Here is a 26,950-nt window from a genome sequence, read left to right as displayed (position 1 = left end):
TAAAATAAAGTAATACTTTGCGACTGTTTTTTACTGATATTCTTCAAGGAAATATTGGTTAAGTATTATGCATATTTTATATTTGCTCGTTTTTAAAATAATAAATAATTAATTTTTAATAATAATGCAGAACAAAGGACTCGTTAAATTTTTTGCAATAATATTTGCATTGGTAAGTATTTACCAACTTTCATTCACCTTTGTTACCAACCATTATGAAGATAAGGCTAAGGCTTTTGCTGGAGGAGACTCTAATAAAGAGTTTCAATACTTAGATTCTATTGGTAATCAAACGGTATTTTTAGGACAGACATTTAATGAAGTAAGAGCTAAGCAAATCAATAAAGGTTTGGACTTAGAAGGAGGAATTAGTGTGACTTTACAGATTTCTATTAAAGATATCTTGAAAGGTTTATCTAATAACTCAAAAAATGCTGTTTTTAATAAGGCATTAGCTGATGCTGAGTCTATGAGACAAGGAAACCAAACATATTTAGATGGTTTCTTTCAAGCTTTCGATAAAGCGTCTAATGGAACAGTAAAATTAGCTTCTTCAGACATCTTCGCTAATAGAAATCTTAGCGAAATAACAGTAGATATGTCTGATAGCCAAGTAAAAACAATTTTAGAAAAAAAGGTTGCTGAGTCTGTCGAGAGTGCTTATCGAGTTTTTAGAGAGCGTATTGACAAGTTTGGAGTAAGTCAACCTACTATTCAATTGTTGGGTACTTCTGGGCGTATCTTAGTAGAATTACCAGGAGCTAAGGACATTGATCGTATTAAGAACTTATTGCAAAGTACTGCTCAATTAGAATTTTGGGAAACTTTCAAAAACAAAGAGATTAGAGGATTCCTATATTCTGCTAACGCATATTTAGAGTCAACAGAGAAAAAAGTTGATACTAAAAAACAAGAGGTAGTAGATAATACAACTTCTGAAAAATCTGAATTAGAAGCTATTTTAGGTGCTGCTAACAATGATAGTATTGCAGCTGAACCAGTTTCAAGAGGACCAATCCTTGACTTAATGTTAGGAGAAGGTAATCCAGAGGGACCAATCTTAGCTTATTTCCAAGCAAGAGATACTGTAAAGGTAAATGCATTGTTAAAGCGTCAAGATGTTCGTAATTTATTGCCAGCAGATCAGAAATACGCTCGTTTTGTGTGGGGTAAACCTGCAAAGAAAAACGAAGGTGTAGTTGAATTGTACGCTTTAAAAACTAATCGCGATGGTATTCCACCATTAAGTGGTAGTGTTGTTACTGGTGCTCAAGATGAATTTGATCAGTTTGGTAAATCAGTTGTGGGAATGCAAATGAGTCCAAAAGGTGCAAAAATCTGGGAAGACTTAACAGGTAAAGCTTATAGAGAGGGATCTCAAATTGCAATTGTATTAGATAACGTTGTGTATTCTGCTCCAGGTGTTACTTCAGGACCTATCTCAGGTGGAAGATCATCTATCTCAGGAGATTTTACAATTGCTGATGCAAAAGATTTAGCTAATATTTTAAGAGCTGGTAAACTACCTGCTGGTGCTGATATAGTTCAGTCGGAAGTTGTAGGACCATCACTTGGACAAGAAGCTATTGATGCTGGTATGTTATCTGCTGTAGCTGGTTTAATTATTGTAGCAGCTTGGATGGCATTCTACTACGGAAGAGCTGGATGGTATGCAAACATTGCTTTATTAGCTAACTTGTTAATCTTATTTGGTGTTTTAGCAAGCTTAGGTGCTGTATTAACTCTACCTGGTATTGCAGGTATTGTATTGACAATGGGTACTGCGGTGGATGCAAACATTATTATCTCTGAACGTGCAAAAGAATGTCTACGCAAGGGAATGAATCTTTCAGAGACAATCAAAGAATCATATAGCTGGCATGGAGCAATGCGTCCTATCGTTGATGCTAACGTTACACATATTTTAACAGGGGTTATTTTATTTGCTTTTGGTGATGGACCTATCAAAGGATTCGCAACTACTTTATTAATCGGTATTGCTACATCTTTGTTCACATCTATTTTTATTGCTCGTATCTTTATGGATAGAGATGTAATAAAAGGAAGAACTTTAGCTTTCTGTACAAGTATTACTAAAAACTGGTTCACTAATTTCCATTTTGATTTCTTGAAATTGAAGAAAGCTACTTATGGACTATCAGCAGTGATTGTAATTGTTTCTTTTGTATCATTCTTTACTAATGGATTTGATGAAGGAACTGACTTTGTAGGAGGTAGAACTTTCCAAGTGCGTTTTGATCAACCTGTTGCAGCTACTGAAGTAGGTGATAAGTTAGGTCAAGTATTTGGTGTGAATGTGGAAGCGAAGGTGTTTGGTAACAAAGAACAACTTAAGATTACTACCAAATATAGAGTAGAAGAAGAAGGTGCTGCAGTTGATAAAGAAGTAAACGAGAAGTTATATGAAGGACTAAAACCTTTCTATAAAGAGGAGTTAACTTATGATCAATTTGTAAACACTGGTGAAGGTAAGAGTTTAGGGGTTATTCAAGCTTCTAAAATCGGACCGAGTATGGCAAAAGACGTAAAACAAAATGCGTACTGGGCTGTTATTGGATCTATGATTGCAATCTTTATTTACCTTGCTATCTCATTCAAAAAATGGCAATACTCACTTGGAGCAATTATTTCTGTAGCGCACGATGTTATTTTCGTATTGGGTATTTACTCTTTAACTTATAAGATTATGCCTTGGCACATGGAGATTGACCAACACTTTATTGCAGCTATATTAACTGTAATTGGTTACTCAATGAATGATACTGTTATTGTATTTGACCGTGTACGTGAATATATTGCAGGTAAAACTAAAGGAGATTTCAATAAGATTGTTAATGACTCTGTAAATACAACATTATCAAGAACAATCAATACTTCTGTAACATTAATCATGGTATTATTGATTATGTTTATCTTTGGTGGAGATTCAATTAGAGGATTTGTTTTCGCTATGTTGATTGGTATCGTTGTAGGTACTTATTCATCATTATTCTTAGCAACTCCTGTATTAGTTGATACAATGCCTCGTAAGGATAAAGAAGAAATTGAAAAGAGACACAAAGAAGCTCAAGAAGAATTAGCTGCTGAGCAAGCTTAATCTTTTTTGACTTATAATATATAAAAGCCACTCAGTAATGAGTGGCTTTTGTTATTAATTGAATTATCAAGAAACTTTGATATAGAAGTTTGATAATCTTCTCGACAAGTCAAACAGTTTCTATGTGATATAAGAAAATAGTATAGCTATGACTTCATTGCTTATTAATAGAAAGGTTTAGATGAGTTTGCCATATGTATTTAGCCATACATATATTATTTCTGTATTAGATCCAATAGAATCGCTTGTTGATTAGAATAGCTATGCAACTTAGTAGCATTTGCTATGGTAGTATACATTTACTTAAATGAAAGTAAACAGGTTAGTACAGAGATTATTGATTGATTTACTTTAAAAAGTATTGTTGATAGCATATAGATAGTCAAGGGACAAAAGTAGTAATGACTTTATTACACAATGGAGACTTGACAATAAGAGCATTTTACAACAATATAAGGTCAATGATTTATTTGAAGAATTAAATCTCAAATGCTATTGGATCAAGCTTTAGTATAATTAATGAAAACAATCGAAAAGGATGTATATTCAATTTTAATCAATATACTTAATATAAAAACTAAGTTTGTTCCCATTGACATAAAGAGTTAATGGGAACTTTTATATTACTGATTTTTGATACAGTGATTTAATCTAAAAATGGCGATAAGCAAATGAGCATCTTGAATCTTTTGAATATTTTTTAGTAGTTCATCTAAACTAACCCAGTATAGCTGTTCACTTGGCTTATCTAAGTGAACCAAATATGGGTATGCCTGCTCAGGTGTGATACCTATACTTGGAAAGTATTTTTCACCAAGCTTTGAGTAATGTGTTACTTGGCAACCTTCGATCTTTAAACTTGAGAGATACTGTTCTAATTGATTAAAATGAGCTATATTCTTGTTTAAGCGAAACGCAGGAACAGTAACTATTGAACTATTACCAGAAAAGGATTGAGGCACAGGTAAATCCCTTCTTTCTAAACCTATATAAACTTGATCTTCTTTCTTAACTACAGGTATGGTTACCACTGTATTGCAGCTATAAGTTCTCGGATATACATATTCAAGTATTGTATTACTGTGCATTTGTTTTGTTTCGCTAAAATAAGCTCTACTCGAACGCATAAATTCAGCATTTTCTAAACTGTTTTCATATACTTGAGTATTTATACTTAATAAATCATGAATATTAGTAATTTTTAGTTCTGTTGTCGTTGTTATAGTTGGTTTAAGACCTAACCACTTAGGTAAAGCCATTTTTAAGTTAAAGAATAAATTGTAAATATTTAACTCTAATCTAGCCTCTACTAGAGCTCCAGTCTGAGCGGTACTTAATAGTTGGGCTGCGTCATATTCGTGTAAGAAACCAGAATCTTTAAATCCTGTGATACTTCCATCTAAAGGTAGGTTCTGTTTTATTGTCTTTTCAAGTGGTAAGAACAAGGCCTTTACTCTTTCATTTATCCCTCCTGGTGAAGTATAATAGGATAGAGAATTAGTGAACATTGTCTCATTAGCTTGTATCTTAAATCTCCTTTGTAATTCGGCACATAAGTCATTACTTTCTCCAAGGGCAATTCCCTCTGTAATATAACCGCTGTAGTGTTTACAATCTATAATGGGCGAGTCTGTGTTTAAATTGGCAAGAGGACGTGGGTATCCATGCTTTGCAATAATCTTTAAACCTTCGTTTGTATTTCGATATGGAATAATGTCAATAACACTATTGGGACGTTCTACGACATCGTAAATTTGCTTTGTATTCTTATTGATAAAAGACGAATGTTTGAGAAAAGGTACTTGAGCTTTTGGTAGGTGGCGAACGAGTTGAATGTCTTTTCCTTGAACCACTTTTTCACCAGCAATTAGGTAGTTAGTTGGAGGAAAGCCTATATCATTGCCATTTAAGTCATAGATTGTAAATTCTCCTTTATAACGATTGTTAATGATCCATTGATTATAAATTGGAGCAGATACAATAATACGCAAGCCTAATTCTTTAAAGATCGTCTCAAAGTCACTTTGTGTATAATAACCATATTCCTCTTGTAATTCAATATTCCAGTTGGCATAGTAATCTTTTCGGCGGACAAACTCTACTACATCAGTATAATAAGCTTGAAAGCGTTTGGTATTGGTTCTTAAAGAAGGTAATTCCGCTATTGGAAACCCTTGTTCAGTCGCTAAAGATCTTGCAGTTTTACTAAATTGAATAAAGAGATCTGCATCGTTTGGTCTATCTTTTTTATCCAGGGTAGAAAGCTCTACTACAACCTCTTTTTGTTCTACCTTTACAAAGTCACGGATGACAAGTATACCGTTCTCTTTCAGTAAATCTACTTGTCTTTTAAGGGTGCTCAAAGCTCTATTAGAATCATAATCATTGTAAGAAGTGATGTGATGAATAGCAGAGCAATTAAAAAAGCCACTAATTGTATTTTCTTCAAATGTCAATAGTTTTTCTCCATCATCTTCTTTGAACGTAAGATTGGGCATTGTATATAAATCATTTGCAATTTCGACCATCTTAGGGTTTATATCGACTCCAATAATATGTTGGTTAGGGAATAGTTGAGCAAGGATTGCCGTACTGGTTCCTGAGGCCATTCCAACATCTACTATAGTATTCCCATCCTTAGGTTGAAAGAAAACACTTGCAGACGCAACCTTTTCAATGGAAATAGCATCCATTGCTTGTAAATATTGTTGATAATCTTTTTTATTACCTCTATCCTGAGTAGTATATTTGATATCCATTCTGATGTATATTTTGCCTGATGAAAAGTAGTGATTTAATGCTATAAAAGGCAACGAAAATTTACATTAAATAGGGTGGAGGCGATTTGTCTTAATTGCGAAATAAAGTAGAATGAAAAATATAATTAGAATAATTCTTATGCCTGTTGTGGGATATGCAATTCTCTTAATGCTGCTTGTGTTTGTCTTGCCAATATCTTCCAAAGTGTTAATTATCGTTTTGTCACTGATAACGTTATTATTAGGCAGTTTGATTACTTATCAAATTTTAAAAGATAAAAAGCAATATAACAATACTCTTTATAGTCATCCATCTCATATACCTATGCTTTCGGACTCTGTAAATCTAAGAGGATACAAGAAGATTTCCTCTAAAGCACTTTTGTTTAAAAGCGCAGTAAGCAATATTGAATTGTACTTTAATTCCCAAAATCTATCTATCGTGTATCCAAACAGCGGTAAAGTAAACTATCCTTTAGATTCAATTGTGCAGCTGAAGCGCACAAGTACTAAGATTGCCAACACATCCGTTTGGAGTATTTCTATAAGTGAGGCAGGGGGGATAATAACCTATAAGTTTATCCCTAACATTCGCTTGTGGAATAAAGACTTTATAAGCTTTTATAATTTTCTATTACAAGCAAATCCAACGGCAGTGAAATCATAGCGTAAGTGGCTAAGTATATAAAAAAGGATTATCTTAGAACTAACAATTAATAATATTGTCTTATGAAAAGATTTGAATACAAAACAATTGAAATTCTAACCAATGGATTCTTTGCCAAAATGAAAATAGAAGAAGCAGATAGGATATTAAATGATTTAGGAAGTCAAGGTTGGGAACTTGTATCTGCAGCCCCTTGTATTACTGGGAGTACTACACAAAGAATCTATTATACTTTCAAGAGAGAAATATAAATAGAGAGAGCTAATCTTGATTGATTAGCTCTGCTTTTATTTTATGATGTATAAACTCTATTTTTAGCCGTTATCCACAGGTAAATTCCTACAAGGATAAACGGAATACTAAGCCATTGTCCTGTTGATAGCAATCCTAAAGTATCTTCAAAGCCTCCTTGGCTACCTTTGACAAACTCTACTATAAATCTTACTGTCCATAATAGAACTAAAAAGACACCAAATATTAAACCTAAGTTTTTACGAGCATCTGTCTTCCAGTACATATAGTAAATTATGATAAAGACAATCACATATCCAAATGCTTCGTACAATTGAGTAGGATGTTTAGGTACTACTTTGGCTAATACTTCAGCAAAACGAGGATCTGTAGCAACTGCATGATAAGCTTGGTTGTAATCATTTATCCCAGTGATTTGTCTGATTTCATTTGGTGAAAAGCGATCTCTTAGAAAGCGAATACCCATAGCGCTTGTTGTTTCATGCCCGACAATTTCAGAGTTGAAAAAGTTACCTAAGCGAACAAATACTCCTCCACTGGTAACAGGTATAACGATTCTATCTAATATCCAAAGGATAGGTTTCTTTACAATTTTCTTACTGTAATAATACATAACTAAAATAATAGCTATTGCTGCCCCATGACTGGCAAGTCCACTAAATCCAACGATTTCAAACTTAGGAGAAAAGCGCACAGGGGAGATAATCTCAAAAAGGTGGTCTTTGTAGTAATCCCAATCATAGAAGAATACATGCCCTAATCGAGCTCCAACTAAAGTAGCTAATACTGTGTAAATAAAAAGCTTGTCGAGTTTTTCAACTGATTCTCCTTCGCGATCATAGATCTTTTTCATCAAGAACCAACCTAAACCAAAAGCTACAACAAACATCAAGCTGTAATAGCGCAGTTTAATAAAACCTAAGTCAAATCCTTCTGAAGGATTCCATATCATATTTAGTGAGTGTATCATAAATACAGTGTAGAGTTAAAAGTTAAAAGTATGAATTTATCTTTACTTTTAAAAAAGAGATTGCAGTTTAAGTGCATTCATCATTAAGTTTGTTTAATAAGGCTGAGTAGTCAACTTAAGGGACAGGATCATATCCTTTACCTCCCCAAGGGCCACAACTCAAAATACGCTTAATAGCCAACCATCCTCCTTTAAATAAACCGTGTTTCTTTAAAGCTTCTAAAGTATATTGTGAGCAAGTAGGACTATACCTGCAAGCAGGGGGAAATAGAGGAGATATTGCGACTTGATAAAATCGCACAAGCACAATAAAAGGAAATATCAGAATCTTTTTAAGCATAAGTCTGTAAGAATAAAAAGCTATAAGAAGGTTATCTTATAGCTTTTATTATATTATTAAAATGTAAATGTAGTGCCTTCTTTACCATCTTTAAGTTCAATACCCAATTTGGCAAGTTCATCTCTAATGTGATCAGACATTGCAAAATCTTTATTAGCACGAGCTTCGTTTCGCATGCCGATTAACATATTGACTACCCCTTCAAGTTTTCCGTTATCAACAGTAGTTGCTTGACTATCTTCTAAACCTAAGACATCATATACAAAACCATTCAAACTTGTAATTAGTTCTTGTAAATCAGAAACTGAAATAGTTTCCTTATTGTCTTTGATTAAGTTGATCATCTTAACTGCCTCGAATAAGTTTGCAATTAAAATTGGGCTATTAAAATCATCGTTCATTGCATCATAGCAAGATTGCTTCCACTTGGCAATATCTACAGAAGAATTACTTGAAGTCTTTAAATCTTTTAGCGATTTAATTGCTTCCATTAATCTGAAGTAACCTCTTTCAGAGGCTAAAATAGCATCATCTGAAAAATCTAAAATACTTCTATAATGAGCTTGTAAAATAAAGAATCTTGTCACAGCTGGTGAAAACCCTTTACTTAGGATGCTATTTTCTCCTGAGAACAATTCGTTTGGCAAGATATTATTTCCAGTAGATTTAGCCATTTTCTTACCATTTAGAGTAAGCATATTAGCATGCATCCAATAGTTAACAGGTGAGTTACCTGTAGAGGCTTCATTTTGTGCAATCTCACATTCGTGGTGAGGAAATTTTAAATCCATTCCACCCCCGTGAATGTCAAAGTGCTTACCTAAGTACTTTGTACTCATTGCCGTACATTCAAGGTGCCAACCAGGAAAACCATCTCCCCATGGAGAAGGCCAACGCATAATGTGTTGTGGTTCAGCATTTTTCCATAAGGCAAAGTCCAAAGGATTCTTTTTGTCAGATTGTCCGTCTAATTCTCTTGTATTAGATAACATATCTTCGATCTTACGTCCACTTAAAACACCGTAGTTATAGGAGTTATTATACTTTTCGACATCGAAGTAAACAGAACCATTAACTTCATAAGCAAAACCATTGTTGATGATTTCTTGAATAATGTTTATTTGTTCAATAATGTGTCCTGTAGCTGTAGGCTCAATACTTGGAGGCAAATTGTTAAACTGCTTAAGGATGTTGTGAAAGTTTAAGGTATACTTTTGCACAATTTCCATAGGCTCGATTTGTTCAATACGAGCTCTTTTAGCGATTTTATCTTCTCCTTCGTCTACATCGTCAACCATATGTCCTACATCGGTAATGTTTCTAACGTAGCGTACTTGATATCCCAAGTGCTTTAAATAGCGATACACCAAGTCAAAAGAAATAAAAGTACGACAGTTCCCAAGATGTACATAATTGTAAACAGTAGGTCCACATACATACATACCTACTTTTCCATCATGGATAGGTGTGAAAACTTCTTTTTCTCCAGATAAGGAGTTGTACACTTTTAATTGTTGTTCTTGATATAATGCCATATTTAAAATAATATCTATGTTGTAATTAGAATTTAGTTTCTAATTTGATGTAATCTAAAAATTCCTTGCGTACACTTTCTTCTTGAAAACGTCCACCAAATTCAGCAGTAACTGTACTACTTTCGATATCGCGGATACCACGAGAGTTTACACATAAGTGTTTTGCATCAATCACACATGCAACATCTTCTGTATTAAGAACCTTTTTCAGTTCATTAACGATTTGAATAGTTAAGCGTTCTTGTACTTGTGGTCTTTTAGCAAAGTAATCTACAATTCTGTTCATTTTAGACAAACCAACTACTGTTCCATTAGAGATGTAAGCCACGTGTGCACGTCCTACGATAGGAAGTAAGTGGTGCTCACAAGTAGAATATACAACGATGTTCTTTTCAACTAACATTTCGTTGTATTTATATTTATTGTCAAATGTAGAAGAACTTGGTTTCTTTGCTGGGTTTAACCCTCCAAATATTTCTTTTACAAACATCTTAGCCACACGGTTAGGTGTCCCCTTTAAACTGTCATCAGTTAAGTCTAAACCTAAAGTGTTTAAAATGTTCTCTACATCTTTTTTTATAATTTCTATTTTTTCGTCATCTGTGCGGTCAAACGCATCACTTCTTAATGGTGTAGCATCACTTGAAGCAATGTGGTTATCTCCCATTTCGTCGTGAAAATTTTCGTCTGTGTTCATTTATGCTTATTTTTAATACATATTGTTTTTAATCGCTACAAATATAAGTAATAAATATAGACCAAGGTAGGGGAGTATTTATAAAATATAAGTGAAAGTACAGTGGTTGTTATTCCTTTGAATTATAGGACGTAGTTTTTAATTGTGATAGCAGTAGGTTTAAAGTGTTATCTGTTTGAAAGTAACTGTATTATATCCAAATAAAAATAAGAGTAGATCATCCTGTATTCATTGAATTTCTATAAAAAGATTAACTAATTGTAAATTGGCACTTAGCTTTTCTCTATTAAAATAACAAAAAACTCTTTAACAATCACTATTGTTATACAAAAGTATTAGTTCTAAATTTGTTTAAGGGATAAGCAAATCTTTGAAAAGAATAGCTTATCTACTTACTAAGTGAAAATAACTGTATATGAATATACGTTTAGATGAAGCCTTTTTTTGGGATATTATCAGACAAGGTAATCAAAGTCAAAATGAGGAACCTTTCGATACTGATGAACATATAGATCAAATAGTTACCGTTTTATCTCAATATGAGAAAGACGATTTTATTCTATTTGAGAAAGTATTGAGGGAGAAAATCAATCAGTTAAACAAAGTGGAAATAGCTGATTTTTATATTATTCTGAACAATTTTTTTGAAATAAAAAAAGAGGTTTACGATTTTGAAGGCTATATTTCAACAGATGATTTTATCTATTTTCGCTGTTGGCTAATCTTACAGGGAAAAGAATTTTTCTATGATATAGTTCAGAATATAGAATCTTTTATCAGTGGTGACTACTCCTGCGATATTGGGGATACAAGTGCAGAAGGACTGTTGTATGTCAGTGAGACAGCGTATGAAGTGAAATATGACCAGGAAGACTCTTTAGTAATTCGAGATGCAACTGATTTACTATATCCTGAAATAGAACATTATGATTTAGCTGAGAGTGACTGGGTTCGTGAGCCTTATTCAGGTAAGGAACTTCAAAAACACTATCCAGAATTAGTTAGAGAAATTGGAGAATTAAGAAGCGAATAAGTAATCCTAATGCCTACGCGTATGTTTGGAGAAGATTTGTTTATCGATGCTATGAAGCAAACTTTTGATCAAGAAGATATAGCTATTATCAAATTAACAGAGTTGAATTATCAATTCATGAAAGAACACCTTTCTTTAGACTTTGCAGAGTTTATGAGAAAGTATTCCTTTAGACAAGAACTTGACTTTAATAGCAATTACTTTCATACTGCTAACAGCTTTCGAACAGAGAATTTAGCAATACACAATCAAGAATTATACAAGAAGGGATATTTCATTATAGGAAGTGGTTTGAACGGAGATCCTATTGTTTTTAACAAACATACTTCTCGTATAGGGTATATCTTTCACGACTTGCTATGGGAATCCAATAGCCTACCTATAAGTGAAGTACACATCGATATGGGCATGGACTTGGGAACATTCTTTTACTTGTCAGCTACTGCTGCTGATTTTTCTATAGATGCCTATACAGCAAAGACATTTAGTCATTATAACGAAGCTACAGATTTTTAACAACACGACTTAAAGATAACTTAGCTTTAATTACCTACAAAAGCGCATTCTGAATTTGTTTCAGGTGCGCTTTTTTTTACTCGATATCTCAAGTCAGAGGATATGAAAAAGATTAGTTAATTAGAATAAACAAGATTGCCTTTTGCATGTGTTCTTACTCATTATGCGAAGTAGTTTGATTCTAATATTGAAAGGTATAACGAGAATATTCTATTCATACAACTACGTATTATTTTGCTTTAGTGTGTTAGGCAAATTCCAAACTTATTAAACAAATGATATGATACTGCTTCCCTTGGTCTTTCTTGGGGGTTTCTTGCACTATTCTTGTAGTTTTACTGCCAAAAAGGGGTGTTTTAGCAAGCAAACTGCTACCAACCCCCAAGAAACCCCTAAGGAAGTGCGACCAAAATAGCCTCCTTTTTTGTAAAAAAGATAATCAGTCAGAATTATATGAGGACAATCACTTGTAAAAATGAATAGTTTAATTCTTAAAGCTTTCCCTTTTACCATTGCTAAAAGTTCATTTAAAATTGAAACCTATTCCAAATTAAATACAATAAGTTACTTTTAGAATAACAAATAGAGTTATTTCGGTAGTATATTATTCACAAAATGAGATAGAATATAGTATCTTTGTATGTTAAAGAAATTGATATGTTTTCAGCAAAATCAAAGCAGATTTATGATGTTTGTGGTGTTCGTTTGCCCTTGGATATTTTAGCCAAAAGTTGGAATGCTGCAATTTTATTAGAACTTGAATTGGTTCCTGCCGGCACATTAGAATTACATAGAAGTATTACTCCTAAAATAAGTAAAAGGATCTTGTCTAATCAATTAAATGAGCTTGAACAATTGGGGGTAATAGGCAGGAAGATCGTTCCTGAGACAAATCTCAAGATAGAGTATGAGTTAACACCACGTGGCGTAGAAATAGTCTATATTTTGAAGCAATTACAACTTTGGAGCGACAAACACAATAAGCATTTACTCAAGAATGCAGAGTAACAAGGTTTTAAATGCTGTTTTAAACTAAATATTAAACAACTAAGTACCGTTCTTAGGGTTATTCTTATTTAAAGATTTAGAAGGTTATTACAAATGGATTTTTTATACCATATTTTAGAGGTCCTTTTGTGAAATATACTTAAAAACAAGACGAATTACAGTAATTAGGAAAATAGAATGATAGCAATTAATGAGTTTAAATGGAATTGAGAGAAGAAATATTGCCACAAATGAATATTGCACAAAAGCATTATGCTCAAGTGCTAAAATCTATACGAGACTACTCCCAGTATATTAATGAGTATGATGATAAGCATGGCATTATTTATGGGAAAGTAAAGGAGTACTTATCAGAACTAACCCAAAAAGACCTCTCTCAATACAATTTGAGTGAATGGTGGGAGGAGGAAGAAATGGAGGTTCTTGCTTTCCGTATTGCTTTACCAGATCCACTTATAGTAAAACATGTTAGCCAAGAAGAATTGACGCAAGTAATTACTAGAATAAAGACTTTTGAAGATCTATTAGGACAAGAAGAAGTCTTGACTTTCGAACAAGAATTTGGATTGTATTTAGATGAGTATTACCACAAGTGGTTAAAGCTTAATTTTGAGCGATATGACTACGCTTTATTTCTTCGAAATAGAGATAAGCATGGAAATTACTTTGAGTACAGTATTCAGGAAATTGTACGAAAATTAATAGGCGAGTAGTATGGTGCAAGAGAATAGTTCCGAGCAAATTTCCATTGTCGATGGTCAATACCTCATTCATATTGAGTTTGTTGAAATGAGAATGTCGCTATGGGTAGGGGTATTTTCAATTGAGAATATGCAAACAAAGGAGGTGATCTTAAACTTTAAACGACATAACTTCCACTTTCTTACGGTGAAGGAAATTGAAAATACTGTAGTGATAGTATTTCAAATTTACCCTAATGGACAGAACCAATATGAGATGTCTATCAATTTTGATTTAGAGCAGATTGCATTGTTTGGGAAGATTTATAACTTTATGGAGTATAACAATAGTTTTGTAATTTAGTAGTATGAAAGAAATAAAAAGTATTAATGTTGCGCTATTTGACCAAGCGGTTGAGATTATGAAACAGAAGTTTAATATGGAGAAACGCCCTCTAACAAAAACTGCTGAAGCTAATTTTATTCGAAATTTCGGAGAGGAAATAGGTACGTTCTTTATTAACCACTCTTACGAATCTGGATGGCGTTTTGGCAAGAATTTGTTTAGTCAAGTTGCTTTCTTACATGGTTCTAACTTTAGTAAATACAATAAAGAAATCTACAAAAAAGGATATTATATCATCGGTAGCGGATTACACGATGATTTAATAATTTTAAACCTCAACACGGGAACTATAGGGTATATTGACTCGGATTTGTTTTATCGCAGTGAGAAGGAGTATACGGTTGAAGAACTATTTAAAGATACAGGATTAGATTTAGGCACTTTTTATTATCGTTCTGTCGTAGAAGACGATAATTTTTATGGAAGAGCAAGTGACTTATAATGAAGGTATTAAATAATAAAACAAAGAGGTGTCTAAATTAGATGCCTTTTTTTGTTTGATTTTACGGGTTTCCGTAACAGACCTAATAGGAGAGTTAGTAAATTTAACTGGCTAAGAAAAGACGTTTTGTTGTTGTTGAAAAAGGAGCTATTCTATTGGAGAATAGCTCCTTTTCTATTTTTAGCAAACTTCATTGGAATAATTAAATTAAATAAAACTATTCTTTTTGATACATTTGGAAGTTTCAAACTAATAAAACAAAAATGATGAATATAAAATTAGCCTTATGTGGAGCAGCGTTATTAGCTACAATGACCAGTATTGCTCAGGAAAATATAAAACCATTAGAAATTGGTAAAACTATAGCATTGCACTCAGAAATTCTAAATGAAGAAAGAGTAATCAATGTCCTTTTACCTGCAGAGTATGATCCTTTATCTAAACAAGAATATCCCGTTGTGTACATATTAGACGGTGGAGTAGAAGAAGATTTTATTCACCTGGCAGGATTGGTCAAGTTTAACTCTCAGCCTTGGATAGCGCGTTTTCCTAACTCTATCGTAGTGGGTATAGAAACGATCAATCGTAGAAAGGATATGACTTTTGCAGTAGATAACCTTGATTTCGTTGAGAAAGTGGGGTATAGCAAAGATATGTTTGTTGAATACGGCAGAGCAGAAGCTTATACTGCATTCTTAGAATCTGAAGTAATTCCCTACATAGAAAGAAACTTTCACGCAAGTAATCAACGAACTGTTATCGGAGAATCGTTAGCCGGCTTATATTCAACTTATGTCCTGTTAAAACATCCATACTTATTTGAAAATTATATTATTATAAGTCCAAGTTTATGGTGGGCAGATGGTAAGTTATTAAATAAAGACTCCCTTTGTTTGTTAGATAAAATTAAACAGGATATCAATGTTTATGTAGGCGCTCCAAGCAAAGAAGAAGATGAAATGATGTATCAGTATGCTAAGGATTTATATGACAGCTTACAAGGTAATAAACATATTACTTCACACTTTGACTACCTGCCAGAGGAGTTACATTCAACTGTCATTCATCAAGCTGTTAATAATGCTTTCCGTTTAATCTACAATAAAACTTATTTCTCTAAATAGGAGATTATTCAACTAAAAATAATACACAGGGCTACTCATTCTTTGGGTAGCCCTTTCTGTTTTTTTGAAGCCTTCAACACATGGTTAGATCAAAGGGAAAAAGCATCGCTTTTTACATAAGAAAGAACAAGTCAAAATGCTCTTTTTTATACTTCATCTAAGAGGCGTAAAGCTGTGTTTTGGGTTTAGCTATCTCAAAGCTTTTCCTTGTTATAATGAGAAATAAAGTTAGATGCAGATAAGTAAAAAAGTCAATTAATGTAATCTTCTTTAGACCGTGATGTAAAGTTGATTCTAGGATAGAAATTTGAAATAAAAGATGTTTTTCAGGTAAAATAATTTCTTATAAAAGAGAGTATAAAAAGGGTAGGGTTGCAGATCTTTATCATCATAGTATATCGTTTATTTTCGAAATTGTAAGGTTTGTAATTTGGTAAACTGACAAAATGAATCTCCTGAATCTATATAATATTACAAGATATAAAATAGGAGTTAAGTATGTTTACTTAAACTAATACTTTAAATAAAAAATTAATAGGTTAACTTACTTTGTTAGCCATCTATTTTGAATAGGAGTCCCTCTGTAAAAAGGTCTTTTTGTCAAAATGTCAGTATCCCTAAGAGGTTCATTTAGCAAGGTTTAATTAGGTTTAAAGTTGGTAAAATCATTCCTTAAAAAAACACTAATTTTTAAAATAAGATATAGGTAAGGCCCCTTATAACTAATTAAACCTAACTTAAACTAAGACTTTAAGTATTATTTACAACTATTTGATTTTAAGATATTAATGTAATTAAAATATTTATTGTTAAATATAAAAATTGCATATTGTTGTCAAGGTTATTATATTTGCAACAACAATGTGGCTTATTTCGAACTATAAGAAGTTGTCAAAAGTTATTTTATAGCTAAAACCAGCTCTCAGTCAACAAAGGAAGTTAATTGTGCTTTTTCAAAGTCAAACACCCTAAAGCAACTTAATTTAGCAGTCTTTAAAGTTGTTTTATTTTTGAGCTAACTTATTTTGATCAGATTCGTATTTGAATAGCATTGAGCAGTTAGTTATATAGAGTTGACTTGTTGCTAAATTTATTTTCCTCTGTAATTATGATCTGCTTCCAATGTAGTTAGCAGATTTAATACAAGAACTAAATCTCGACAAGTTTGGTTCGATTTAACTTATAGATACTATAAGAAAAATAGGTTAAGCATTCTGACTTTTACAATTGGAATAGTTTTTAGAAATAGATAAAAAACACCACATTTTTTATTCTAGTTACCGTGAAAAAAATGCAATAAATTTTAGTTTTAGAATTTGAAAAATCGGCTTCCATAAGTTGGAGTATATTTTGAAATTTATTAAGTAAAGACAAGAGATAAATTTAGAATCAAAGACATAAGAAATTACGATGACACAAACAGGAGATTTACAATTCGAATCGACAGAATTAAGTTCTGGTTTTTTACTTTGGCAAGTAACTATGGCTTGGCAGAGAAGTATAAAAAAAGAGTTAGATAAGTTGGACATTACCTATACCCAATTTGTTTTATTAACAACATTGGATTCGCTTTTACTACAAACTAATATCGTATCACAGATTGATATAGCGAACCACAGTTATACAGATCGCATGATGGTATCGAAAGTTTTACGCACTTTAGAAGAAAAGAAGATGATTCAAAGAAAAGATCACCCTACAGACACCAGGGCCAAAATAATCAATTTGAGCCCTTTTGGGAAAGAATCTTTAGAGAAAGCTATCATTGTAGTTAAAGAAGTAGATAATGCCTTTTTTAGTGTCTTAGGGCCTTATAAAGGGGTATTGGACTTGAATATGAAATCTCTTTGGGAGAATACTATGGAATAGCTAAGCCTTAAACCCAGATTACGCATTAGCCAAATACTACAAAGCAATTCTACTTCATATCTCTTTCATTAGTTCTAAAACCATACTATCGTATGCTTCACTGACTAATTTAGAGCTGTTTTGTATCATTACTTTTCGTTTATATGTCTATAGCGTAATCTGGGTTAAAGAGAATTATTTTCTTTTTTTAAAGACTCATTGAATTTATGTGTTATAGTTTTTACACTTTATTTAGTCATAGACAACTAAGCTATTGAAGGAATGATTATGTTTGATACAAAATGTTTTATAATGAAAAACACGTTTATATTACTCAGTTTGGCATTTGCCGTGAACTCTTTTGCACAATCTTCAAAGGAGTTAGCTCCAAAACAATTTCTAAACAGTTTATCACAATTATGTGGTACAGCTTATAAAGGCAAGATTGTATCGACTTCTGTTCCTGAAGATTTTAAAGATAAAGAATTGCTTATGTATGTTATGGAATGCAATAGCGATCAAGTTAAGATTCCCTTTTTTGTAGGTGATGACTTATCGAGAACATGGATATTTACTCTAAAGGGAGAAAGGTTGGAGCTAAAACACGATCACCGCAAGGAGGGTGGAGTAGCAGATGAAATAACAATGTATGGTGGAACAACAACAAATACAGGAACTAATAATATCCAATTTTTTCCAGCTGATCAACAGACAGTTGATTTATTAGCGCCTACTGCTGGCAATGTTTGGTATGTTACAGTCGATGAGTTTAAGTTTACCTATAATTTAAAACGCGTTGATAAAGAGAGTGCTTTCTCAGTAGAATTTGATTTAACGGCGCCTGTACAAACAGACAAAAGACCTTGGTAAGATTTGCATAAAAAGCTCTATTTAATTTTTAGAGCTTTTTTTGTGCTTGTTCTCAAGCATAATTATACAACTCCCTATCAAAATTGTATAACAATCTATTTAGAGAAGTAGTATAATTTAGCAACCACAATGAAGAAGGTATTTTCCATATTATTTAGTCTATTATTTGTTGTTATTTCGTCTGGATTTACAACATATCAGCACATCTGTCAAGGAATCGTGCAACAGACTTCTATGTCTTCAACTTACGAATCAAAAAGTGAATGCGGATTCTGTAAGGTGAATGGAAAACAAGTGGAGAACCCACAAAAGGAATGTTGTAAGCAAACTGTTGAGATAGTAAAAGTAAAAGCTGATTTTCAGAAAACATCTGCTCAAATTGTCAAGGCATCATTCTTTATAGATGCCATTTTACATCCTTATTTTGGTTACGTATTCCAAGGTGTTGTTTCAACAGTTTCTCAGACTGCTTCCTTTCTTCCTTATGTTTACTTCGTAAGAGAAATTCCTATCTACATCAAGAATTGCGTATATAGAATTTGATTAAGAAATCATATTGATAAATATACCTTATTCAATTTTAAGGTATAGAGTTCTTTATTTTTTAATTAAACGCAATGAATATTTATGAAAATGAATAAATTAGCTTTGTTCATTTTATTTGGTATTGCCTCAAGTGCTTATGCTCAAAAGCTGACACTTCAACAAGCAATCGAACAAACTACACAAGAGTATGACTTATTAAAAGTCAAAGAAGCTAAACTAAAAGCGCTACAGCAGAATACTACTTATACGCAAGGAAACTACTTCCCTGATTTGACCTTTGGTGCTCAACAAAGTTACGGTACTATTAATGCTCAGAATGGTCCTCTTTATGCTTATGGAGGATTGGGATCTGCTTCAACTTCAATGCCTTTAGCAGAACAGAATTGGAATGCTGCATTCGGATCATTATACTTTGCCAACATTAATTGGAATGTTTTCTCATTTGGAAAAACAAGACAACAAGTAAAGATGGCTAAAGCTCAAGAACGAGTAAGCCTTGAAGATCTCAATCAAGAAGTATTTAAGCAGCAAATCAAAGTAGGAGCTACTTATTTGAACCTTTTAGCAGCTCAGCGCATTAAATTTGTACAAGAACAAAATCTTCAGAGGGCTAAGGTATTCTACGAGGTAACAAAAGCCAATGCTGATAGCGGTTTAATTGCTCAGGTGGACGAACAGTTAGCTCAAGCAGAATTAGCCAATGCTCAAGCACTTTATCTAAAAGCTTACGACAAGGAGATTGAATATCAAAAAGCTTTGGCTGTTTTGCTAAATCAAACAACAATGCCATATCAGTTGGATGAAGTCTTTACGATTTCTCAGCCCAATATAGCGGAAGGTTTATCCAATGAGGTAGTAGAACACCCTATTTTGCAATTGCATCAAAGTCAAATAGATCAAAGCAAAGTTATGGAGAAACTCATTGTTAAAGGGAGTCTACCTACTTTAAATGCCTTTGGTATTATTCAGGGTAGAGGATCAGGTTTTGAGTGGAACTATGTACAAGATAATACTGCATTTACTCGAAATTACAGCAATGGCGTTGGTATTGATCGTTCAAATTATTTAGTAGGTCTTACTTTGACTTGGAATATTACAAACTTTTTCAAGACTACTTCCAAACGCAAAGAACAAGAGCAGTTCACAAATAGCCTTTCTTATCAATACAGTAGGATGAGCAAAGAACTGGAAAATCAACAAAAGTTGGCAGCAGAAAAATTTGTCAATGCCCAGGATATTTTAGGACAAACAAAAATACAAGTTAGTGCTGCAAGCACTGCTTTTGCACAGCAAAAAGCATTGTATGAGAATGGATTGAGCAACTTAGTAGATTTTACACAAGCTTTGTATACCCTACAAAGAGCCGAGATTGATTTTGAGATAGCACAGAACAATGTCTGGCAAGCTTTGTTATTGGAATCTTCTGCTAAGGGAGATATAAATTACTTGTTAAACGCTATACCCCAAAAATAAAAAAAGATGAATTTAATACGTTTTGCTTTGCGCAAACCAATATCAATTATGGTATTGGTATTGGGACTGTTATTCTTTGGAGTAAAGTCATCTAAAGATATCCCTGTTGATATTTTACCCGAGATGAACCTGCCAGTGGTTTATATAGCCCATTCATTCAATGGGTATACACCACAACAAATGGAAGGTTATTTTACAAAGATGTATGTAAATATGATGTTGTTTGCCAATGGCATCAAGAGTATAGAAACAAAAAACACACAAGGGTTGACCTTGATGAAAATAAATTTCTACGAGGGAACAGATATGGGAGAAGCGATTGCCTCAATTTCCGCTCTGTCTAATCGTTCAGTTATATTTTTACCACCAGGAGCACCGCCTCCCTTTATTATTCGATTTGACGCATCTTCTCAACCTGTAGGGCAGTTGGTCTTTAGATCGAATACTAAAACTAATAATGAATTACAAGATATTGCGAATTTTGCAGCAAGGCCTCATTTGATTAAAATTCCAGGATTAACAACTGCACCTCCTTTTGGTGGGTCTCCGCGTACCATAGAGATTAATATTGATCCGAATAAAATTCGTACACATCAGATTTCTCCAGAACAAGTTGTTGAGGCAATCACTCGTCAAAACGTGACTATGCCTTCTGGAAATATTTACGTTGGAGATAAAAACTATTTAACACCAACAAACAATACGCTTAAAACAGTCGAGGAGTTTGGTGATATTCCCCTGTTCAAAGGACAAGTAGACAACGTGTATATTCGCGATATTGCTACTGTAAAAGATGGTGCAGATATAACAACAGGGTATGCTCTTGTCGATGGTAAGCGTTCTGTATATATCAACATTGCCAAGTCTGGTAAAGCTTCTACTTATGATGTAGTAGAGAAACTAAAAGAGTCTATTCCTCATATACAGAGAAACTTACCTGAAGATGTGAAAATCTCCTATGAGTTTGATCAATCTGTCAATGTAATCAATGCTGTAAAGAGCTTAATTGTAGAGGGAGTTTTAGGTGCTTTATTGACTGGACTTATGGTCTTGATGTTCCTAAGAGATCCAAGAGGAGCTTTTATTGTTATTCTTACCATACCAATTGCCATTATTTCATCAGTATTATTTTTGAAATTATTTGGTCAGACTATAAATATTATGACCTTATCAGGTTTAGCTTTAGCTATTGGTATTTTAGTAGATGAAAGTACGGTTACTATAGAAAATATACATCAACATTTGGCCTTAGGTAAGAATAAGGCACAAGCTATTTGGGATGCGTGTAAGGAAATAGCTTTTCCTAAGCTATTGATTTTGTTCAGTATTCTGGCCGTTTTTGCACCAGCTTTTATGATGACTGGTATACCAGGTTCGCTGTTTATGCCTTTGGCAATGGCTATTGGTTTTGCAATGACAGTATCATTTTTGCTCTCACAGACTTTTGTTCCTATTATGGCCAATTGGATGATGAAATACGATATAGCTAAACACAACCTACCAGAGAAGGCAAGTGGCTTTGACAAATTTAAGAATCGCTTTGTCGCTTTGGTGGATCGAATGATGCCAAGTAAACGCATTATTGTAATCTTCTCAACCGTTATCGCTTTGATTAGTGTAGCAATTTTATATGTCAACATTGGAAAAGACGTCCTTCCTACTGTTAATTCAAGTCAGGTTCAATTGAGAATTACCGCTCCTGAAGGAACGAGAATTGAGCATACTGAAAAAAAGATAAAATCAGTATTGAAAGAAATAGAGGATTTATACGGCAAAGAAAAGATTGCTATTTCCTCCGCCTTTATAGGACAACATCCCTCATCGTTTGCTGTTAGCCCGATTTACTTATACAATGCTGGACCACACGAAGCGTTGATGCAGATTTCGTTTAAGGATTTCAAGGGTAATACGGACGAATTGAAAGATGAAATAAGACAGAGAATAAAACAGACATTGCCCGAGTTAAAACTAACTTTTGAACCCATTGAGTTAACGGAGAAGATCTTGAGTCAAGGGACCAATACGCCAATTGAAATACGCGTATCTGGTATGATGCGAAAAATGAATATGATGGTAGCTAATAAGTTATTGGTCAAACTCAATCAGATAGACTATATGCGTGACCAACAAATGCCAATCTCGATGAATTATCCTTCTTATGAGATTAATATTGATAGAGTACGCGCAGCACAATTGGGGTTAGATGCAATGGATATTGCCAAATCATTAGTTGCTACAACAGCTTCTTCCAGATATACTAATCGCAATATGTGGGTAGGAGGTATGATGGGGATTGCCTATGACGTGCAAGTTCAAATGCCTCAAAATCAATTAAACAGCAAGCAGGAGTTAGAGAGTATTCCACTAACTAAGAATGCAGATCGCCCAATTCTAAGTGATGTAGCAACAATTACTGAAAGTAAAGCTTTAGCAGAAAGTTATAATGAAGGAACCATGGGATATGTCACCGTTATTGCCAATATACATCAGACAGATTTGAATCGAGCAAAGCAAGATGTAGAAAAAGCTATTGCAGAGTTGGGAGAATTGCCAAAAGGAGTAAACGTTGAATTAAAGGGAATGGCCCCTGTTTTGGACGAAACGATGAAGAGCCTTGCTAATGGATTGTTAGTTGCCATTGTCGTTATTTTTTTAATGTTGACTGCTAACTTCCAATCGTTTAAAGTGTCGTTTGTGATTTTAACTACCGTTCCCTTTGTGATGTTGGGCTCATTGAGTTTACTTAAACTAACGGGATCGACTGTAAACCTACAATCATATATGGGAATAATTATGTCTGTAGGTGTATCCATAGCAAATGCAGTATTGTTAATTAACAATGCAGAGACTTTGAGAAAATCAGGTTGGAGTGCAACAGCCTCTGCTATAGAAGCAACCAAACTGCGCATTCGTCCAATAGCAATGACGACTTTAGCAATGATTGCGGGAATGATGCCTATGGCCATAGGATTTGGTGAAGGAACAGAGCAGGTAGCTCCATTAGGTAGAGCTGTGATAGGAGGCTTATTCGCCTCGACTTTCTCTGTACTAATAATTTTGCCTATGGTTTTTGCATGGGTAATGAATAAATCTACAAGACAGTCACCGTCCTTAGACCCAGAAGATAAAGAAAGTATCCATTATTTACCAGTTGATAATAAGTAATAAAATGAAAAGAGTATATATCGCTATATTGAGTTTAATTGTACTTGCTGGGTGCAATAAAAAAGAAGAACAGCCTGTACAGGCAAATGAGCAACAACAAATGAATATGATGCTCACAGAGACTTTTGAACTAAAGAAGTCTAATCCTCATGTAAAATTACAACTTCCAGCAGAAATTAGAGCGGATCAACGCACCGAGATATTTGCCAAGGTCAATAGTTATGTAACAGATCTAAAAGTAGATATAGGAGATAGAGTTAAAAAGGGGCAAGTATTGATGATTTTAAACGCTCCAGAACTACAAGCTCAAGTGCTCAGTGCAGAAGCTAAATACAAGGCCCAAGAAGCAAATTATATCTCATCTAAAGCTACGTATGATAGAACTTTGAAAGCAAATCAAACCCAAGGGGCTATTGCTCCGGATTTTCTAGAGCAAATTACGGCTAAAATGCTTGCAGATCAGGCACAATTGAATGCTCTAAAAGCTGCTTATCAAGAGGTTAAAAGTATTGATCAATATTTAGTTATTAAAGCGCCCTTTGACGCAGTAGTTACCAGTAGACAAGTGGATGTAGGTGCTTATGTAGGGCCAATGAATAAAACGCCTTTACTTATTGTAGAGGATACCAATAAGTTGAGATTAAACTTATCCATATCCGAGGCTAATACACCGTATTTGCAAATGGGTGATACGGTTTCCTTTACTGTACGAACCATGCCGCAGGATAGATTTAAAGCTATAATTACGCGTAAGGCTGGAAGTTTAGATCTTAAATTGAGATCAGAACAAGTACAAGCAGATTTAGATAATAGCAAAGGATTGCTAAAGCCTAATATGATTGCCGATGCTGTTGTACAACTCAAAGCAAAACAGGCGAGTTTCTTTGTGCCTAAATCAGCATTAGTGGAGAGTAACTTGGGCTTATACCTTATTGAAAATAAAGCAGGCATCGCTCATCATCATAAAGTTAGAAAAGGTAGAACAATGCCAATGATGATAGAGGTATTTGGAGACCTTCACGAAGGGATGAGAATGCTTAAAATGGCAACAGAAGAAATTGCTGATGGGTCAAAAATCAATTAATAATTAGTAAAACAAAAAAGAATGAAATTAATTAGTTTAAAAGGTATTGCACTGTTTGTTACTGCACTTTTAATGATTGCTTGTGGGCAAAAAGAGAACAACACAACAGTTGTTAAAACAACTTCAATGGAAGAAATACATCAAAGTTTACCAAAACAAGAAAACAAAGAGGTTACAAGTAATACTTTCTATAAGAAGGGGGATCACGTTCCTTCTGATTTAGTTTGCATGGTTAATGATGCTTACATGGGGGGAAACAAACAATTAGAAGTCCCTTTTGAGGGGAAGATGTATTATGGTTGTTGTCAGATGTGTCAGAGTCGAATACCACAAGATAATTCAGTTCGATTCGCATTAGATCCTTTTAGCTTAAAGCAAGTGGACAAAGCTTTGGCTTATATTGTTATCATTGGCAATAATGGAGAAGTGGCTTACTTTGAAAATGAGAGTAACTACAAATCACTACTTGCGCAAGCAAAAGAAGCATAACTTAATCATGGGGCTATGACTTAGCCCCATAATACTTTAAACAAATATGGAAACTAATAGCGTTTTACATATAAAGAATATGGTTTGCCACCGTTGTGTACTCGTGGTAGATCAAGAACTAAAGAAATTAGGTGTACTTGAAGCCACTGTTACTTTGGGAAAAGTAATATTGCATTATCCACTTGCGAGTTCTACGATGCTGCTATTTGAAAAGAAGTTGCAAGCCTTGGGATTTGAGTTAATTAAGAATAGGCGTGGAGCCATAGTAGAGCAAATCAAGAATTTAGTAATTAAGATTGTCGATGCTGATGAGAAGTTAGCTATTAATATGTCCTACTATCTCAGTGAACAATTGGATGTTGAATATAGTTATGCCAGTAAATTATTCTCTGAAAGTGAAGGGATTACTATTGAACGTTATTATATACTACTGAGAATTGAGCGAGTAAAAGAGTATATTTCTTATGGTGAATTGTCTTTAGTAGAGATAGCAACTAAATTGTACTACAATGATTTAAGCCATATGAGCAAACAATTTAAAAATGTGATGGGAGTTTCTCCTTCAAAATATAAAAAAGATCAAGTCTTTCAAAGGAATCACTTAGATAAGATTATTACTTAATTTACTTTTGTGACCATATAAACTTGATATGGTCAGTTTTTCTATTTGTATTGCGGGGATGCTATGTATGGAGTATCCCCGTTTTTTATTGAGCTTTAATCATTTTTGTCAATTGCGAATTAAAAGCAATAAAATAGTAAACGGTTAGGTCACGACCTAACCGTTTACTATTCTTCTATATTATTCTGTTTGAGTAAATCTTGTGCTCGGTGTAAATCATTTTGATCGACAAATACATTTACAGCTTTACCGAGTATTCCATATCCTGCTGCAATACCAGACTCGATATCATCGCGAATAATGTATGCAATGCCATTTTCTTCTAAGAGATCTCTGACAGCCAATACCATTATCTCACTGCCAGCATATAATTTTTTGCTACTCATAATTGTTTGTGTTTTAATAAAGTAATTTACTCAAAAAAAATAAAATATCAGCAATTAAGAAGACTTTTAAGATATTATTATCTGTTTTGAATCCTATTATTATCAGAGCTCACTTATGAAGTTATTTAAACTTAGTAGTTCCCTTGCTTAAAAAGATTTATTTTTTTTAAAAAAACACGGATTCTAAACCAACTAAAAACTCTAATTTCTTTGATTATATTTACTTCAAAAAGTATGCATATTATTAAAGTTTTAATCTGCTTGTTTACAGTGGTTAGTTTTGCTCAACCAAAAGCAGTAATAGATCAAACGACTTATCACTTTTGGCTAAACGAACCTAAAGTAGTAGAAGATAAAACTCCTTTGATTATCTTTTTACATGGTAAAAGTCTTTCCGGTACAGATATCAATAGGGTTAAGCGATATGGAGCCTTAAAGGGAATTGAGAAAGGGTTAGATATTCCCGCTTACTTAGTAGCACCTCAATTGCCTTCAGGACCTTGGAATCCTGATAAAGTAGAGGAAATAGTTACTTATATGATAAAACATTTCCCGATTGATGAATCTCGTATTTATGTGACTGGGATGAGTTTGGGGGCCTATGGAACCTTGAAGTACACAGCCAAATATCCAAATCGTGTAGCTGCTGCTATAGCAATTTGTGGTGGTGGAGAAAATAGAGATGCTTGTAGTTTGGCAAGCGTACCAATTAAGCTTATACATGGAGATAAGGACAACATTATACCAATGAAAGAATCCAAAAGCATCCTGAATGCCATTCAAAAGTGCGATTCTAATGCTCCTGTCGAGTTAGAAGTAATAAACCACTATGGACTGAAAGTCCATAGTTTGTTAAAGCAGACTAAAGTCTGCCTGGGTGGAGCTACTTACTCAAGTATAAAGTTACCTCCGTTATCATT

25 protein-coding genes are annotated in these 26,950 nt (G+C 33.6%); 19 read left to right on the top strand and 6 right to left on the bottom strand.

Translation table 11 applies throughout. The features are described from left to right. Positions 1 to 124 precede the first annotated feature (124 nt). Positions 125 to 3,118, top strand: coding sequence for a protein translocase subunit SecDF (secDF, locus tag GOQ24_RS04475; protein ID WP_155091440.1), 2,994 nt, complete (start codon positions 125 to 127; stop codon positions 3,116 to 3,118). 623 nt (positions 3,119 to 3,741) lie between these two features. Here secDF and GOQ24_RS04470 read toward each other — a convergent pair. Then, positions 3,742 to 5,877, bottom strand: a complete 2,136-nt coding sequence (locus GOQ24_RS04470; protein ID WP_160339194.1) for a class I SAM-dependent methyltransferase — start codon at positions 5,875 to 5,877, stop codon at positions 3,742 to 3,744. Between the two features lie 112 nt (positions 5,878 to 5,989). On the opposite strand from GOQ24_RS04470, the gene GOQ24_RS04465 reads away from it, so the two are divergent. Beyond that, a complete protein-coding gene (locus tag GOQ24_RS04465) occupies positions 5,990 to 6,544 on the top strand; it encodes a hypothetical protein (protein WP_160339193.1) in 555 nt (184 codons plus the stop codon). Positions 6,545 to 6,606: 62 nt separating this feature from the next. Continuing rightward, a complete protein-coding gene (locus GOQ24_RS04460; RefSeq protein WP_155091443.1) occupies positions 6,607 to 6,795 on the top strand; it encodes a DUF4177 domain-containing protein in 189 nt (62 codons plus the stop codon). Positions 6,796 to 6,836: 41 nt separating this feature from the next. On the opposite strand, the gene lgt is transcribed toward GOQ24_RS04460, so the two are convergent. From lgt to folE, 4 genes are all read right to left on the bottom strand, one after another. Beyond that, positions 6,837 to 7,766 (bottom strand): prolipoprotein diacylglyceryl transferase, encoded by a 930-nt coding sequence (gene lgt, locus GOQ24_RS04455; protein WP_160339192.1) that lies wholly within the window; start codon positions 7,764 to 7,766, stop codon positions 6,837 to 6,839. Positions 7,767 to 7,881: 115 nt separating this feature from the next. After that, a complete protein-coding gene (gene yidD / locus GOQ24_RS04450) occupies positions 7,882 to 8,106 on the bottom strand; it encodes a membrane protein insertion efficiency factor YidD (RefSeq protein WP_155091445.1) in 225 nt (74 codons plus the stop codon). 56 nt (positions 8,107 to 8,162) lie between these two features. Next, the gene (gene cysS, locus GOQ24_RS04445; RefSeq protein WP_160339191.1) at positions 8,163 to 9,641 is read right to left on the bottom strand and encodes a cysteine--tRNA ligase; all 1,479 of its coding nucleotides are present in this window, start codon (positions 9,639 to 9,641) and stop codon (positions 8,163 to 8,165) included. Between the two features lie 25 nt (positions 9,642 to 9,666). Then, on the bottom strand, positions 9,667 to 10,338 hold the full coding sequence (folE, locus tag GOQ24_RS04440; RefSeq protein WP_155091447.1) for a GTP cyclohydrolase I FolE: 672 nt from the start codon (positions 10,336 to 10,338) through the stop codon (positions 9,667 to 9,669). 415 nt (positions 10,339 to 10,753) lie between these two features. Here folE and GOQ24_RS04435 point away from each other — a divergent pair, with 415 nt between their 5' ends. The 15 genes from GOQ24_RS04435 (at position 10,754) to GOQ24_RS04360 (ending at position 25,644) form a co-directional block, all read left to right on the top strand. Further along, positions 10,754 to 11,371 (top strand): DUF4240 domain-containing protein, encoded by a 618-nt coding sequence (locus GOQ24_RS04435; RefSeq protein ID WP_160339190.1) that lies wholly within the window; start codon positions 10,754 to 10,756, stop codon positions 11,369 to 11,371. A gap of 21 nt (positions 11,372 to 11,392) precedes the next feature. Beyond that, positions 11,393 to 11,887, top strand: a complete 495-nt coding sequence (locus GOQ24_RS04430) for a hypothetical protein (protein ID WP_160339189.1) — start codon at positions 11,393 to 11,395, stop codon at positions 11,885 to 11,887. A 657-nt stretch (positions 11,888 to 12,544) separates the two neighbouring features. After that, the gene (locus tag GOQ24_RS04425) at positions 12,545 to 12,895 is read left to right on the top strand and encodes a winged helix-turn-helix transcriptional regulator (RefSeq protein WP_160339188.1); all 351 of its coding nucleotides are present in this window, start codon (positions 12,545 to 12,547) and stop codon (positions 12,893 to 12,895) included. 200 nt (positions 12,896 to 13,095) lie between these two features. After that, complete coding sequence (locus tag GOQ24_RS04420) at positions 13,096 to 13,608, top strand: hypothetical protein (protein ID WP_160339187.1); 513 nt, start codon at positions 13,096 to 13,098, stop codon at positions 13,606 to 13,608. A 1-nt stretch (position 13,609) separates the two neighbouring features. Next, the gene (locus GOQ24_RS04415) at positions 13,610 to 13,939 is read left to right on the top strand and encodes a hypothetical protein (protein WP_155091452.1); all 330 of its coding nucleotides are present in this window, start codon (positions 13,610 to 13,612) and stop codon (positions 13,937 to 13,939) included. Positions 13,940 to 13,943: 4 nt separating this feature from the next. Then, positions 13,944 to 14,423, top strand: coding sequence for a hypothetical protein (locus tag GOQ24_RS04410; protein WP_155091453.1), 480 nt, complete (start codon positions 13,944 to 13,946; stop codon positions 14,421 to 14,423). Between the two features lie 263 nt (positions 14,424 to 14,686). Then, complete coding sequence (locus tag GOQ24_RS04405; protein ID WP_155091454.1) at positions 14,687 to 15,547, top strand: alpha/beta hydrolase; 861 nt, start codon at positions 14,687 to 14,689, stop codon at positions 15,545 to 15,547. A gap of 1,410 nt (positions 15,548 to 16,957) precedes the next feature. Beyond that, entirely contained in the window at positions 16,958 to 17,416 is a 459-nt protein-coding gene (locus GOQ24_RS04400; protein WP_160339186.1) for a MarR family winged helix-turn-helix transcriptional regulator, read from the top strand. A 291-nt stretch (positions 17,417 to 17,707) separates the two neighbouring features. Further along, a complete protein-coding gene (locus GOQ24_RS04390; RefSeq protein ID WP_160339185.1) occupies positions 17,708 to 18,265 on the top strand; it encodes a hypothetical protein in 558 nt (185 codons plus the stop codon). A 129-nt stretch (positions 18,266 to 18,394) separates the two neighbouring features. Further along, positions 18,395 to 18,808: an HYC_CC_PP family protein gene (locus GOQ24_RS04385; RefSeq protein ID WP_155091457.1), complete on the top strand. Its 414-nt coding sequence runs from the start codon at positions 18,395 to 18,397 to the stop codon at positions 18,806 to 18,808. A gap of 84 nt (positions 18,809 to 18,892) precedes the next feature. After that, positions 18,893 to 20,284 (top strand): TolC family protein, encoded by a 1,392-nt coding sequence (locus GOQ24_RS04380; protein ID WP_160339184.1) that lies wholly within the window; start codon positions 18,893 to 18,895, stop codon positions 20,282 to 20,284. Positions 20,285 to 20,290: 6 nt separating this feature from the next. Beyond that, positions 20,291 to 23,449, top strand: a complete 3,159-nt coding sequence (locus GOQ24_RS04375) for an efflux RND transporter permease subunit (RefSeq protein ID WP_160339183.1) — start codon at positions 20,291 to 20,293, stop codon at positions 23,447 to 23,449. A 4-nt stretch (positions 23,450 to 23,453) separates the two neighbouring features. Beyond that, positions 23,454 to 24,533, top strand: coding sequence for an efflux RND transporter periplasmic adaptor subunit (locus GOQ24_RS04370; protein ID WP_160339182.1), 1,080 nt, complete (start codon positions 23,454 to 23,456; stop codon positions 24,531 to 24,533). Positions 24,534 to 24,554: 21 nt separating this feature from the next. Continuing rightward, the gene (locus GOQ24_RS04365; protein WP_160339181.1) at positions 24,555 to 25,022 is read left to right on the top strand and encodes a hypothetical protein; all 468 of its coding nucleotides are present in this window, start codon (positions 24,555 to 24,557) and stop codon (positions 25,020 to 25,022) included. Between the two features lie 46 nt (positions 25,023 to 25,068). Further along, positions 25,069 to 25,644, top strand: a complete 576-nt coding sequence (locus GOQ24_RS04360) for a helix-turn-helix domain-containing protein (RefSeq protein ID WP_155091462.1) — start codon at positions 25,069 to 25,071, stop codon at positions 25,642 to 25,644. Between the two features lie 167 nt (positions 25,645 to 25,811). Here GOQ24_RS04360 and GOQ24_RS04355 read toward each other — a convergent pair whose 3' ends face one another. Then, positions 25,812 to 26,030: a DUF2007 domain-containing protein gene (locus GOQ24_RS04355; protein WP_155091463.1), complete on the bottom strand. Its 219-nt coding sequence runs from the start codon at positions 26,028 to 26,030 to the stop codon at positions 25,812 to 25,814. Positions 26,031 to 26,264: 234 nt separating this feature from the next. Between GOQ24_RS04355 and GOQ24_RS04350 the strand changes: the two genes are divergently transcribed. After that, the coding region (locus GOQ24_RS04350) for a dienelactone hydrolase family protein (RefSeq protein ID WP_160339180.1) at positions 26,265 to 26,950 on the top strand (686 nt) is incomplete at its 3' end.

Origin of the sequence: Myroides sp. LoEW2-1 (assembly GCF_009767705.1) — a bacterium.
GTDB classification, from domain to species: Bacteria; Bacteroidota; Bacteroidia; order Flavobacteriales; family Flavobacteriaceae; genus Flavobacterium; species Flavobacterium album_A.
The sequence above is the reverse complement of the archived record's forward strand: the minus strand, read 5'-3'. Positions and strand labels throughout refer to the sequence as shown.